We start from the raw sequence: 14,849 nt of genomic DNA, 5'->3' as shown, positions 1-14,849 counted from the left end.
TGCCTAGCCAGAGTAAAATGTGAGATTTTAGCAATAGATTTAATATTTAGTAATCTCAATTTAATATTAATAACTTAAGTTTTAGATTGCATTACATAATAGTGTCGTTTTAGATTGCATAAAACGGCTTATTTTATAGTTCTAAACCACCTACTTGTAATTTCTTGAAAGGATCGAGAATAAAGTCTATAATTCGGCGCTGTCTAATTATGACTTCAGCTGTTGCTGTCTGACCTGGAATTAGAGGAATACGTTTATGCGCTGTTTGAATATAAGGCTGAGATATTGTAATTTCTAGTTTATATGTATCTACCTGACCTTGAATTGTTTCTTTACTTTGAGAATCAGGTGATACCCAACTTAAAAAGCCATATACTATCCCATAATCTTGAAAAGGATAAGCATCAAATTTAATTTTGACAGGCAATCCAGGGCGAAGAAAACCACTTTGTTGACTAGACATTTCAGCTTTAAGAACAAGGGCAGTACCACTAGGTGCAATTTGAGCGATCGTTTGACCTGTTTGTACTACAGCACCTGCCCGTTGAATAGGTAATTGAAAAATGATGCCATTAATCGGTGCATGTAAGATGTGTTGTTGTAGTCGTAACAGTAAAGATGAAATTTGATTTTTTGTTTGGGCAATATCGGCTTGCAAATCGATAATTTGGGTTTGGATTTCCTTAATTTGCCTCTCACTATCTAAAATTGCTAATTCACCAGCACGTAAATTACTTTCGTAAGTACTCTGTTGCTTTTCAAGTTCAGCTTTAGCTTGTTGGATGTCTGATTCTGCTTTTTTTAAACGCTGCTCGTTTTCAATCATGGTACGTTCAGCCATATCTACTTGTACCCCAGAAACAATGCCTTCTTTTTGGAGTCGCCGATAGCGTTGTACTGTGTCTTGATCTTTACTCAACAGTTGTTGTGCGGCTTCTGCAGCTACTTGATTAAAGCTTTGCTGTTGGCGAATTTGATGAGTTTGTGCAAGTTGTGCTGAGGCTTGCGCTTGATTTTGTAATCGTTGTGTACGGATACTAATGGCTAGTTGATTTTTTATCAGTTCCAACTGCGGTAAACGATTTTGCTGCCCTTCTAATTTTGCTCTTGTTTGTTGGAGTTCGGTTAAAATTACCTCAGATTCTAAGACTAATAAACTTTGCCCAGCTTTAACTATTTGACCTTCTTCAACATTAATTGCTGCTACTGTACCACTAACGGGGACATCAAGTCTTACCATTTTTCCTTTAGGTTCTAGTCGTCCTCTAGCACTACCAGTTTCATCAACTCTAGCTAGCATTGCCCAAGGTAAAAGAACAATAGCAAAAACCAACAAGAAATAAAGTAAACCTCGCGTCCAAACTCTTGGTAGGGTATCGAGTAATTCTTGAGTGGGATAAGACCAATTTTCACTTTGAGTAGGCATTGGTAAGGATTAATAGTTTTAATTTTTGTTAGCGTAGCGGTGCGTTAGCACGTTTTGAGTTAGTTCTATTTATCTCTCATCTTTTTTCATTTAAAATTGCTTACTTTACACAACAGTAATGGGTAATCATTTTATTCAATCGACGATCTTTCTACGTTGTAAATAATAAATAGAATTCAATATCAAATAAGTTATTTTTATAGAAAAATTCAATTTCAAATCAAGAAGGAATTCCTGTAATTTGTTGCTGGTTGAGATAGAAATATTGACCGCGTTTTGCCATTAATTCTTCGTGCGTACCACTTTCAACTAATACTCCTCGATCTAAGACTAAAATCTTGTTGGCTTGGCGCACAGTAGAAAGACGATGAGCAATAATCAGCGTTGTGCGTCCTTGTAGAAGTGTACTCAGGTTGTTTTGAATAATTCGCTCAGATTCGGCATCAAGATGGCTAGTTGCTTCATCAAGAACAAGTAAGTGAGGATTACCAAGAAAAGCACGGGCGATCGCGATTCTTTGGCGTTGTCCTCCTGATAGCATGCCACCACCTTCACCAATTTGGGTTTCATAACCCATCGGTAGTTGTTGAATAAACTGATCGGCACCTGCAAGTTTAGCTGCTTGGCGAACGTCATCTGAAGACGCTTCAGGATGACCAAGGCTAATATTTTCCCAAATAGTCCCGCCAAAGAGAAAAGTATCTTGATCGACAACACCAATCTGTTGACGGAGCGATCGCAAAGCTATGGTTGTAATATCATAACCATCGATCAAAATCTTGCCTTCTGTAGGTGGATAAAGCCCTAAAACTAACTTAGAGATTGTCGTTTTTCCAGAGCCACTGCGACCAACCAGCGCAACAGTTTCTCCTGGTTTTATCTCAAAACTAACATTTTCTAAGGTGTTGACCTCGCTTTCGGGATGGTAACGAAATGTCACTTGCTCAAAGCGGATGTAGCCTTGTAATGGTGGTAACAATTGCCGTGGCTGATTTTGAAAATCTTCTTCTGGTTGAGTTTCAATGACATCATTAATTCTCTCAACCGCAATAATCACTTCTTGTAGTTGATTCCACAAAACTGTTAAACGTTGAAAAGGATTAATAACATTACTCAACAGCATATTGAAAGCAACTAATTGCCCAATAGTCAGTTGATTTTGAATTACCTGCCACGCTCCAAACCAAAGTAATGCTGTAGTGGCGAGTGCTTCGATTGTTGAACTAAAAACTAAGAAGCTATTATCAATAACTTGTCCAGAAAAAGAAGTTCGTACAGACTTATTTAAAAGTTCTTCCCAATGCCAACGCACTGTCTGCTCAACTGCCATTGATTTAATTGTCCGAATACCTGTGAGCGCTTCAATTAAGTAACTATTTTGCTCAGCAAGAGAGTTAAAAATCTCTTTGGAAATACGGCGAAAGAAAGGTGTAGCAATTAATGCTAATAAGAAAAATGGTGGTACAACAACTAAGACAAGGAGTGCCATTTGCCAGCTGTACCAAAACATTAATCCTGCATAAACAAATACTGTGAGCAGATCGAGAAATATAGAAAGTGCTTCGCCTGTAAGAAATTGCTGAATTTTATAATTTTCTTGAACGCGCGAGATGATATCGCCAACATAGCGAGACTCAAAAAAACTGAGTGGTAAGCGAAAAGTATGTTTAATAAAACCAACAATTAACGCTAAATCAATTCTGTGAGCCGTGTGGTCTAATAAATATTGCCGCAGACCAATCATCGCCACTCGAAATAAACCAAAGATCAGTAAACCTAGTCCTACAGCAGTTAAAGTGAGAGTACTGCGTTGCACTACCACTCGGTCGAGTAGTAGTTGCGTTAAAAGAGGCGTAATTAGCCCAAAAAGCTGCAATAGGAGTGAAGCAATCAGAACCTCTAGCAAAACTAAAGTGTGTGGTTTGATTAACTCAATAAATTGCCACCACGTTTGCGTTGTATCTTTTGTCTTGTTAAGGAGTGCGGTAGGCTGCAATAATAATGTGTAACCTGTCCAACTTGCCTTAAATGCTGCCGGACTTAGAGTTTTTTGACCTGTGGCTGGATCAGCAATCACAACTCGCTTGGGAGTAATTTCGTAGACAACAACATAGTGTCTTCCTTCCCAATGTGCGATCGCAGGTAAAGTTTGTTCGGCTAGTTTATTGAGGCTAGCTTTTACTGGTCGAGTCGTGAATCCAATGCTTTCTGCTGCTGCTGCTAATCCCCGTAAAGATGCACCATTACGGTCAACATTAGCAATATCACGTAAGCGATTTACACTAAAGCGTTTCCCCCAATAACGCCCAATCATCACTAAACAAGCTGCAGCACAATCAGCAGTACTTTGTTGCGCAAAAAAGGGATAACGTCGTGTAAATTGCTGCCACCATTGACCAACTTTTACGGTAGGACGAGGAAAGTAAGCTTGGTTGATTTTGACCTGATTTTTGCGATCAACTGCTTCTGTAAACGAGGGGCTTTCTGGTTCTACAGCAGCAGTAACTTGTGGTATATCTGCGGTACTCGCTAATTGTGGTACGTACTGGATTGCAGTTTGCCAATGTGCATTGGGGAGAACATACAACTCAGTTGATGCAGTTGCTTGCCAGTTTTTATCTTTAGACGATTTCGGGACATATATATCACCTGCAGTCAGCTTGTCTCCTGAAGAATGTAGGAGTTCTCCGCGCCGTATTAACCATAACCGTGATTCTGCTACACGAGCAGGAACGTAATGACTACAGATATGTTGCTTTAGCAGCGGTAATATCTGCATTAACCCATCTACAGAACCATTGTTAAAAAAGCTACTTTGCTGACACAACAAAAGTAAGTCTCGGAGTACTGCTTGCTGATATAGGCGATCGCGAATTTCTGGATGACTTGCGATTAAGGTTTGCAAGCATTCATCATTGAGATAGCAAAGCTTTAAATTCACAGATGCTCTGACAGCATAAGGTTGAAATTGTTCTGAAGTAAATAGCGTTACTTCACCAAATATTGAGCCTGTCTCCAAAGAAGTTATCAGATTATCGCTGCTATCGAGAAGTCGAGCTTTGCCTGCAATAATTAAATAAATTCCGCGATCTGCATCTGCGGTACACCAAAATTTCTTACCTGCATTTGGTTGGATAATTTCAGCTTGCTGATAACAGCTAAAGATTTCCGCCTCAGAAAGCGTTAGCCCTATTTGGGTAAAGAGTTGACTTAGCTGTGCTAAGGAAAACTCTGATAATTTTTGTCCCATGATTTGCAGATATGATGCTGAAATCAGTTATTTACTTGGCTTGACTGCGTTAAAAGTCCAAAGTGGATTTGCTTGTGCAGAAGATTGCAAATTACTAATCTTGATACCTGAAGCTTTAGTTTGAGAAAAACTTTTGGTTTCTGTCTGTACGCGAATTTGCCTTAAGGAAAGTCCCAATTTTTGTAATATCCGGCTAATGTGGCGATCGCTGACTTCAACACCAAATTCTTTTGCTAGTTGTTTACTCAACCATTCTGCTGTCCAACACCGAAATGAATAACCATATTCTCGTGGACTATGACTCACTAGTTCTTGCAAGCGAGCAATATGATGTGCATCAATTACTCTAGGGCGACCAATTGGGCGATCGTTCCACTTATGCGCTAAACCTGCTTTTGCCATTGCAATCCAATACCGCGCCATCTCTTGGGAACATCCTAATGCTGTGCAAATTTCTGCTTGTGAGTACCCCATGTCTGCTAACAGCATGATTTCAATCCGACGATGATATTCGGGACGTAGATTACTTTGCCTACTTTTTAATAAAAACTCTCGTTGAAAAATTGTTAAAAACTGGCTTTCTTCTATATATAGTTTTGAAAAACTACTACTTTGAATTTGATCGCCATCAGTCAAGTTCGTTGTGTTTAGATTAGATTCTGTCCTCATCATAATTTTATCTCAGTATTTTTGAAAATTTTAAATTAGATGCCTAACAGAGGTGTTCAAACCATAATTAGTGATGATTGAATTAATAATATTTACAGATGTAGTACTTTTCTAAGCAGTAAAATTATTTTTTTCTAAAAAATGGAAGAAGATATAGTTGTTACTTAACAACATTATTTTTTATAAGTTAACCTGCTTTTTCATCAAAGCATTTACTTTTAGTGATATTTAATTGGTAAATAGCAATTCATCTACCATATTGAATCAAAAAAATACTTTTTAAACTTTCCTTTGAACACACAACTATTTTCATGAATTTCCTCTCTTATCAAGCATTTTTTTAATTAAAGTAAATTAAGTGCCTCAAAAAATATTGTTTTTTTTGATTCATTAAATCTAAGCCTTTTAACCGAATTTTTAATAGTAAATAAAGTCGCTAGAACTCAATCTAGTATTAGAACTAAGCTACGTTTATGCCAAGGTTGCATCATTGCTTAATAAATTATTTCAAATTATTTTTTATGTATTTCATGTAATTAGATTATCAAGATTTTTGTTACTCAATGCAAGCTCTAATTAAGTTAAGTAATTTGTGTAAATTTTGTTACCAAATGTAACTAATTAGTATGTTTTTATACTTAAATATCTAAGTAAGTACTTATGCGAATTATGATCTATTGAAGATAATAATGCAGACTTTATCACAGCTAAATAAGATTAAGTATATTTTTATACCTTAAATAATTAAGAAGTAGGTTTATTTAAATAAGAAATTGATATATAAAAATTTCAACGCTAGGAATAAGTTATCTTTGTACGTCAATACTGATGCAGTTCTACTAGTAACAAAAAGTACATAAGTAATTTCTATTGAAAGAGTTTATTGTATAGAACCTACAGCCTATTGCTTAGCTCTAAGCAACTTAAATATTAATTTCACTCATCATCTTATCAAAGCTCTGAGGAAAACAGACAATATTTCCAGAAAAAAGTCACATTTTACCTGCAGTTCCAAAGAACTTTGAATTTCAAAGTCTGCTTCGTGCATTTAAGTTGCATACCATTACAAATTAGAGTTTAGTCTATACCAGTATTATTCAACAATATAAATGTATAAATTTATTTTCTCTACTTTGAGAAATTACTTCAAAGCACTCTGGTAATTGTGAATTTTGCAATAGACAATATATCTAGAAATAAGTCTGTACTAAGGCTTTTACACAGTTCCCTATTAAGGCAGTTGATATTGCTTAGCTCAGACTTAAGCAGTCGTCGTTAAAAGTTAGAGTAAATATCTATGCTGATTTAGTTGCTAAAAACTGACGTAGACTGAGCAAACTCATTGTTTGTGCCAAGTTTAGCGGCAAAAGTGAAACTCCTGCCAAAGATGATTGCACCCAGCCTTCCCCCCAATACCATTCGTGGTAGCCATCAATGCCTTGACTGAGTAAAAAGCGTAAGCAAACAGGTGTTGCTATTTCAACTTGATTGCGGATGGCAATAGGTCCTGCCCAACTTGTGAAAGAAAGTCCTGAATGTAGCTGTTCAGGCATTCCCTCTGTTAAGCGTTGAAACCACAGCCATTTTCGTAGCTGTTCTGGATGCAATAAACTGTCGCGAATTGCAGTTGCTGACGCTTCTACTTCTATTCTCAGTTGGCTTTGTTGAAAAGTACCCAGCATGATAATCGTTGCGATCGCCCTATTAATACTATTTTTAGTATGACTGAACTTAAAAGCAAGTGGTGAGAGAGAGTAGGAGTGTGGGAGCGTTGTAGAGTTGGCGAGTGGGAGAGTAAGAGAGTAGGAGTGTGGGAGAGTAGGAGAGACGAAATGATAGTTTTCCCTCTTACCCGCCTACCCTACTACCCTAGTATCCAACTTCCCAAGCCGTTAGTTGTATCTCCGCCTTAAAATAAAAAAGAAAGCGTATGTAAAGAAATGTAAGGGTTATGGCAGATCAGTTAATTCGTGCCACGGCAGCTGAGGGTGGAATTCGTGCGGTAGGTGTCATCACCACTCGCCTCACAGAAGAAGCAAGGCAGCGGCATCAGCTTTCATATGTCGCCACAGCAGCTTTGGGTCGTACCATGTCAGCAGGACTTCTTCTAGCATCCAGTATGAAGCGTGCCGAATCGCGAGTCAACATTCGGATTAAGGGAAACGGTCCATTAGATGGCATTCTTGTCGATGCTGGCTTGGATGGCACTGTACGCGGTTATGTGGATAATCCTAGTGTAGAGCTACCGCCAAATTCTCGAGGTAAATTAGATGTCGGTGGTGCTGTTGGTAATGACGGCTATTTGTATGTTGTACGTGATGTTGGTTATGGATATCCTTACACCAGTACAGTAGAGCTAGTTTCAGGTGAAATTGGAGATGATATTTCTCACTACTTAGTGACTTCTGAACAGACTCCATCAGCATTGGTTCTAGGTGTATTTGTAGGAAGCGAGGGAGTACAAGCTGCTGGAGGAATATTGATACAAGTCTTACCAAAAGCTGCAACAGACGAAACACTTGTTCAAACATTAGAATCTCGGGTCACAGCCTTATCAGGGTTTACTCCTCTACTGCAGGCTGGAAAAACTTTACCCGAAATCTTTGAGGAATTGCTTGGAGATATGGGTTTAGAGATTCTACCAGAAACGCAGTTGGTACGCTTCCATTGTGGTTGTACATTTAATCGGATGTTGGGAGCATTAAAAATGCTCGGCGAAGCCGAACTTCAAGACATGATTGAAAAAGATGATGGTGCTGAAGCAACTTGTCATTTTTGTGGAACAGTTTATCAGGCAAGCAGTGCCCAGTTGAATCAGCTGATTGTAGATTTGCAGTCTGAAGCTTCAGCCAAGTGATAGGGAGCAAAGGGCAGGAGCCAGAGGTCAAAAAATGCTAATAGCCAACTTTTTTGTGCTAAAATACACGTCTTTATACATAATAAAGTGGGTTGACAAACAAGGCTGCTTATAAACAGAATCAAAGCCAGGTAAAGATATTTGGGTGTCAGCAATGAGAGAGAGAAGTATTCCAGAAGATTGGTCTGTTGTCAAGGCTTCTAGCCCAGAAGATGCTAGCCAATCTTTAACTCCCGTTGCAGGAATTGGCTCTACTGAAGTAGGACACGCAGCCAAAAAGAGCGGTAACACCTCAGCACCGCAGCCAAAATCCCCAAAAAGATTGAATCCAAAGCGCAAGGTACTCCTCTGGTCGAAAAATTGGATTTTCTGGATGGGATTAGGAGGCTTGGTGACAAGTGGAGTTGGTATGATCGCGTTGGCAATGCTATTGAAGTCACCAGCAGCACCCAACTGTCCAGCTATTTTTTGGCCTCTAGCTTCAGCTTCAGTGCGACTACATTGCGCACAAGTAGCAGCAAACAAGCAGACAGTGCAAGACTTACTGCAAGCGATCGCCCTCGTTGAAGCACTCCCAGACGATCACCCACTCCGCCCAGAAATCAATCGTTTACTAGAACAATGGTCGCTTGATATTTTGGCTCTAGCTGAGCAAGATTTTCAAGCAGGAAGATTAGAACAAGCGATCGCTACGGCACAAAAAATCTCCAGAAATGTACCTGCCTACCAAAATGTAGATAGTAAGATTGCCAATTGGCAGTCAATTTGGTCAGAAGCAGAAGCAATATATGCCGAAGTCGAAGATCGCTTACGCGCGCGTGAGTGGCATCAAGCATTTATGGGAACGGTACGCTTACTCAGTATTGGTAACGAATATTGGGCAACGACGAAGTACACAGAACTCAATCAAAAAATTGAAATTGCCCGCGAAGATGCCAGCAAGTTGGCAAAAGCGGAAAGCTTGGCAAAAAGAGGTGGTGCAGACAACTTATTGGAAGCCATTAAGATTGCACAATCAATTGGAGTCAATAGCTATATTTACCAAGAAGCGCGAAATCTCATTCCTGATTTGGGACGGCAAATGCTGGAACTCGCGCAAGCAGCTTTAGAAAGACGAGATGCTGATGAAGCCATCAATATTGCTAATCGTATTCCAGCAAGTACAGGCTTGCGTGCGGAGGCTCAAGATTTTACAACTTTAGCATCTGCTCAGCAGAGCGCGTGGATGGGACAAATCCCAGATATTGAAACAGCGATCGCTACCGCACAGAAAATTGCTACAGATAGACCACTGTATAGTAGGGCACAAGAGTTAATTGCCCAGTGGCAACTAGAAATTGAAGCAGTAGCGCGGCTAGATCGTGCTCGACAACTTGCCCGAGGTGGAACTATTGGGGATTTGACAGCGGCAATTACCGAAGCACAATTAATTTCTGATAGCAATCCCCGTGCTTCGGAAGTACGAACAGAAATCAACCGCTGGCGAGGACAAGTTGAGACTATTGAGGATAGACCACTACTCAACCGTGCAGAAGATTTAGCGGTAGGAGGAGATATAGCTTCCTTGCAAGCCGCAATTAATGAGGCGAGTCAAATCAGTAGTGGACGTGCTTTGTATCGTGAAGCCCGCAGTAGAATCAGGACTTGGACAAATACAATTGAGCGAACTCAAGATCAACCAATTCTAGATGAGGCAAGATTTCTTGCCAGAAATGGTAATCTTCCAGCAGCGATCGCAACCGCACAAAGAATAGCCCCAGGAAGAGCGCTTTCAGGAGAAGCCCAAGCCGCAGTAAACGACTGGCAAGGACAAATTCGTGCTAGACAAAATTGGCAAGAAGCACGTCAAACAGCCCTACAAGGTACACCAGAAGCATTAGCACAAGCAATTCGACTAGCAAACCGAGTGCCACGCACTAGTCCACTACGTGCAGATATTAATCCTGCGATCGCTCAATGGAGTCAACAGCTATTTAATCTTGCTTTGAATCGAGGTCAGTATGATATTCCTGGTGGCATTGCGATCGCCCGCAGAATTCCTCCTGGAACAGATGCTTATCGAGCAGCCCAGCAGCAAATTACTGCTTGGGAAAAGTTTTTGAATCCCGAACCTGTTGTAGTACCAACACTACCAACCCCAACACCAGTGTCTACTCCCCAACAGTAATTGCATTAGGAGTAATTGACCTGACTTGATGGAATAATAGAACGTTTATAGTAACAAGAAACAACTGAATCCATTTGGTCTTGTTCTGCTGCTACTGCGTTGACTTTAGGCAAGAATTTACTATTGATAAATTTTGCTAGTGGTTGGTCAACTTTTTTAAAAAGTCTTATAGCATCAACTGCCTTTTGATCCCATTCATGATAAAAATGCAAAATATCATGGGGTGTTACCTGTACGCGATCGCTACCAGTTTCAGGTAAGCAATCAAACGGTTCGTCTAGATTTAATAATCCATAATCCTCAGTCAGCTCTTCTCCTGGATGGATATCTCTAGCAGCTATCACAAGATCATACGGTGTAAGAATACAGTTAGCATCAAAGCTATGGTTTATATACCGCGCAATATCCCAGCATAAGATATATTTGCCTTGAGCATTACGAAAAGAATATTTCAACAACTGGTCTCGGTAAATATCATCAATTGCCAAAATATAAGATTCGTCAATCTCTTGATCTAGTTTGTCTAATACCCAGGTAATTGTTCCTTGAGGAATGAATTTAGTTGCAAATACACCATAACCTATTGATGGACTCACAAAACCAAGTTGAGTATCAGGATGTATCATACGTTTTAAAGATTTTTTAAAGTGGTATAACTCCTTTATAATCGGTTTAATAAATACTATGGTAAAAATTGAGTAAAGTTACTAGCTAAATAGTTCATTAAATCTGCTCTTTTGAGTTAATAGTAACTTTAGCTAAGTTATCTTTACACATGAGTGCTGTATTAATGCTCAACAGTTGTGTTCACCCACTTAGTAGGTAAACCATACTATATCAAACGTAAAGTATATATCTTACTTACTCATACTGAGACGAGCTAGCCATCTCACAATTAACTGAGTTGACTTAATTAACCTCAGCAAAGATATTTTTAATTAAATCAGGATTCGGCAGATTTTATAACTTGAGAAATACAACGTTTGTCGTTCAAGATAAAATTGTCACCTGGTTCTCAAAGAATACCAGCTTGTCTTTTGACACATTGCTATAGTGTTTCTATTTAAGTGATGAGCATCTGGTTATGATTGCTAATTGTTTATTGCCCTTAGCCTACCTTTGATTAGCGATTAGCTAACAGATTGTAGCGCTCGGTAACTATGTAGAAGCACTATATTACATTAAATATAATATGTTGATTAAAAGTTGTAATGCTCTCTAGAATCCTCCTAACAGGTTAAGATTCATAAAGTTGCCCTCCGGCTACGGCATAATTTCACAATTCAAACTTGCATGAGAAGCCCTAGTCCACTCGTTGCATCAGAGCAAAAAGCTAGTCAACAGTTACCGACACTGCGACGCTTTTTAGGATATCTGCAACCCTACCGCAAAGAAGTCCCTGTTGCCCTCAGCTTAGTTGCAATTGGTGCGGCTTCACAGTCACTTGGTCCTTTTTTAGTTGGTTGGTCAATTGATAATCTGATTGCCCAGGGCAACTTACAAGGTTTACTTTTAATGCTCGTACTACTAGTAGGTGTCTATGTAGGCGGCATTACAGCTATCCGCGCCCAAATCATTCGTGTTGGCTGGATTGTACAACGCTTGTTAGCACAACTACGTCAAGATATTTTTATAAAAGTTCAAAGTTTACCGATTAGCTTTTTCGATCAAAGTGAATCTGGGGACTTAATGAGCCGCTTGCTCAACGATGTCAGTGTTGTGAATCAGGCATTTGGACAAACGATCGCTCAGATGTTGGGCAACTTATTCAGCTTAGCAGGAATTGTCATTGCCATGTTCTTGATCAACCTGCGGCTAGGTTTAGTCAGTAACTTAGTTGTTCCATTGATGCTTGTTACCACCAGCTTATTTTCGCGCTGGGCAAGAAAACGATTTCGCGTAACGAGACAAACAATTGGGGAACTTTCTACCAAGATTGAGGAAGATATTAGCAGTGTACGCGAAGCCCAAGCCTTTAATCGCGTCCGATTGAATATTGCAGAGTTCAAAGCCCTCAACGCAGCAAACCGTGATGCTAATGTTGATGCAGTGGCAATTACAGCCGCGTTTCTACCATCAATTGATTTTCTCAACACACTAGCAACTGCTGGAGTTCTCGCTTATGGCGGTTATTTGGCAGTGACAGGAGCCGCCACAATAGGAACCGTAACTGCATTTTTACTTTACGTACAGCAATTTTTCCGCCCAATTCAGATTTTGAGTCAGTTTTATACGCAAGCCCAGTCAGCGTTAGCCGCAGTCGAGCGCATTTTTATGCTACTTGATGAACCGGCTCAACTCAAAGATGCACCCGATGCGATCGCAATGCCACTAATTCGGGGCGAGGTGACATTCGAGCAAGTTTCCTTTGGTTACAAACCAAATCAGCTTGTGCTTAAAGAAGTCAACCTTCATGCGAAACCAGGACAAACGATCGCTTTAGTGGGTCCTACAGGAGCAGGCAAAAGTACAATTATTAACTTGATTCTGCGGTACTATGATGTTACGAGTGGAGCTGTCAAAATTGATGGTATTGATATCCGTAAAGTCACGCAGGCAAGCTTACGGAGACAAATTGGATTAGTTTTGCAAGACAATATTTTATTCAGTGGCACAGTTGCTGAAAATATTGCTTTTGGTCGTCCTAATGCTACTCAAGCCGAAATTGAAGCAGCTGCTCAAGTTGCCAATGTTCATGAGTTTATTACTAGTTTGCCGCAAGGCTACGCGACGCTATTAGGTGCGAGAGGCGCAAACCTCAGTAAAGGACAGCGACAACTGATGAGTATTGCTCGTGCTGTTTTAGTTAATCCGCGAATTCTGATTTTAGATGAAGCAACTAGCAGTATTGACACGCGCACCGAAGCTTTAGTTCAAGATGCGATTGATCGATTATTGACTGAACGGACTAGCTTTGTGATTGCCCACCGCCTCAGTACTGTTACCAAAGCAGATCAAGTATTGGTAATTCAACAAGGTCAAATTATTGAAGGTGGTACGCATACAGAATTAATTGCTCAAGGCGGAGTTTATGCAAATCTTTACGCATTACAATTAGGTGCAGCTTAGTCTTGCAGCTTGATAGGCTTCAGGAGTATTGAGATCCAGCAAAACTTCTGGAGTGTCAAAGTTTACGCGCTGAATTTGCGAAGAAAATGTTTGGACAACTTGGCGTAAACCTAAATTTGCTTCACTCACATTTTCTAAATGAGATCGCACTGATGAGGAAAACAATAATGGATGACCTAACTTGCCTTGATAATGAGGTGCCGTAATGGGCACGCTAGAAGAAGATATGTGTGCTTGAAGTAATTTTTGATAGATCCAACTACTTCTAGGTTGATCGACTGCTGAAATCAGCAAACAATCAAATTGCGGTATGTGCTTTAATCCCGTCAGAATCGAACTTACCTTTCCAGCGCTGGGATTATGGTTAATCACTACTGTAGTGCCTGCAGGAACTTGCTGTTGTTTGAAATTATGCAATCCCAACACAACAATAGGTACAATCTTGGCAAGAGCTAATTGTTCGACTTGATAAAACAATAAACTTTTATCGTTTCGCCAAGGTAAGCCAGCTTTACAAGTACCCATCCGATGCGATGCACCTGCTGCCAAGATTAATGCCAAGCAATTCAAGGTTTGTTGTGGCATAAATTACGAATTAATCATTATTCAGTCATTGTATGATTCTGCAAAAGCCAACAAAAAAACTGACAATCAGCTGGGAACATCTTCCAGATGACTTCATATTACCTGACGATCCTGTGGAGAACATTCAACAACCGCCCCTTGCTGCTGCGCTTACTGATGCATTAGGAGCCGCAGAACGTATTCAACCGGATATGCTCATCGGCTCGAACTTTGGTTTAGTTGCTACGGTAAATAAAAAGATTGTCGTGAAAGCACCTGATTGGTTTTATGTGGCTCACGTTCAACCTGTACCGTCAGAAGTCATTCGTCGCAGCTATACACCACATCTTGAAGGCGATTCGGTAGCTTTAGTCATGGAGTTCCTCTCACAAGAAGATGGCGGTGAGTTGTCGATACGCTCGACTCCACCCTATGGCAAGCTTTATTTCTACGAACAAATTTTGCAAGTGCCTACTTATGTTACTTATGACCCTTACGAACGAAATCTAGAGGTACGATATCTAGAAGAAGAAAAGTACGTTTTACACAGACCTGATGCCAACGGACGTTATTGGATTCCGCAGTTAGAGTTATTTTTAGGAATTTGGTACGGCGAGCGATTGCGCCAAACGACCAATTGGCTGCGCTGGTGGGATGTTGAAGGTAATCTTCTGTTGTGGAGTGCTGAACAAGCCGAACAAGAACGACAACGCGCCGAACAAGAACGACAGCGTGCTGAACAAGAACGACAGCGTGCTGAACAAGAACGACAGCGTGCCGAACTTTTGGCAGCTAAACTGCGGGAATTAGGTATTGATCCAGACGCATTAAACTGAATGTCGAGCAA

Annotated in this window: 10 protein-coding genes; 4 read left to right on the top strand and 6 right to left on the bottom strand. The window is 40.1% G+C overall.

Annotated elements, in window-relative coordinates; translation table 11 throughout:
• Positions 1-133: 133 nt before the first annotated feature.
• From CSQ79_RS06675 to CSQ79_RS06660, 4 genes are all read right to left on the bottom strand, one after another.
• A complete protein-coding gene (locus CSQ79_RS06675; RefSeq protein ID WP_099700408.1) occupies positions 134-1,426 on the bottom strand; it encodes a beta-barrel domain-containing protein in 1,293 nt (430 codons plus the stop codon).
• Between the two features lie 220 nt (positions 1,427-1,646).
• Positions 1,647-4,676 (bottom strand): peptidase domain-containing ABC transporter, encoded by a 3,030-nt coding sequence (locus CSQ79_RS06670; protein ID WP_099700407.1) that lies wholly within the window; start codon positions 4,674-4,676, stop codon positions 1,647-1,649.
• A gap of 27 nt (positions 4,677-4,703) precedes the next feature.
• Entirely contained in the window at positions 4,704-5,345 is a 642-nt protein-coding gene (locus CSQ79_RS06665; protein ID WP_502693915.1) for a helix-turn-helix domain-containing protein, read from the bottom strand.
• 1,295 nt (positions 5,346-6,640) lie between these two features.
• On the bottom strand, positions 6,641-7,027 hold the full coding sequence (locus CSQ79_RS06660; protein WP_099700406.1) for a hypothetical protein: 387 nt from the start codon (positions 7,025-7,027) through the stop codon (positions 6,641-6,643).
• 269 nt (positions 7,028-7,296) lie between these two features.
• Here CSQ79_RS06660 and hslO point away from each other — a divergent pair, with 269 nt between their 5' ends.
• Positions 7,297-8,202: an Hsp33 family molecular chaperone HslO gene (gene hslO, locus CSQ79_RS06655; protein WP_099700405.1), complete on the top strand. Its 906-nt coding sequence runs from the start codon at positions 7,297-7,299 to the stop codon at positions 8,200-8,202.
• Between the two features lie 154 nt (positions 8,203-8,356).
• Positions 8,357-10,369 carry an ATP-binding protein gene (locus tag CSQ79_RS06650; protein ID WP_099700404.1) on the top strand — a complete coding sequence of 671 codons (2,013 nt, stop codon included), beginning with the start codon at positions 8,357-8,359 and terminating at the stop codon, positions 10,367-10,369.
• A gap of 5 nt (positions 10,370-10,374) precedes the next feature.
• Here the strand turns inward: CSQ79_RS06650 and CSQ79_RS06645 are convergent, their stop codons facing one another.
• Positions 10,375-10,995, bottom strand: coding sequence for an SET domain-containing protein (locus CSQ79_RS06645; RefSeq protein ID WP_099700403.1), 621 nt, complete (start codon positions 10,993-10,995; stop codon positions 10,375-10,377).
• Between the two features lie 667 nt (positions 10,996-11,662).
• On the opposite strand from CSQ79_RS06645, the gene CSQ79_RS06640 reads away from it, so the two are divergent.
• Positions 11,663-13,438, top strand: a complete 1,776-nt coding sequence (locus tag CSQ79_RS06640) for an ABC transporter ATP-binding protein (RefSeq protein WP_099700402.1) — start codon at positions 11,663-11,665, stop codon at positions 13,436-13,438.
• Here CSQ79_RS06640 and CSQ79_RS06635 read toward each other — a convergent pair.
• A complete protein-coding gene (locus CSQ79_RS06635) occupies positions 13,424-14,023 on the bottom strand; it encodes a nucleotidyltransferase family protein (RefSeq protein ID WP_099700401.1) in 600 nt (199 codons plus the stop codon). The two genes, CSQ79_RS06640 and CSQ79_RS06635, sit on opposite strands and share 15 nt — an antisense overlap.
• A gap of 32 nt (positions 14,024-14,055) precedes the next feature.
• Here CSQ79_RS06635 and CSQ79_RS06630 point away from each other — a divergent pair, with 32 nt between their 5' ends.
• Positions 14,056-14,838 (top strand): Uma2 family endonuclease, encoded by a 783-nt coding sequence (locus CSQ79_RS06630; protein WP_099700400.1) that lies wholly within the window; start codon positions 14,056-14,058, stop codon positions 14,836-14,838.
• Positions 14,839-14,849: the final 11 nt, after the last annotated feature.

Origin of the sequence: Gloeocapsopsis sp. IPPAS B-1203 (genome assembly GCF_002749975.1) — a bacterium.
GTDB lineage: Bacteria > Cyanobacteriota > Cyanobacteriia > Cyanobacteriales > Chroococcidiopsidaceae > Gloeocapsopsis.
Note: the sequence above shows the minus strand (reverse complement) of the source record. Positions and strands in the feature narration are given on the sequence as shown.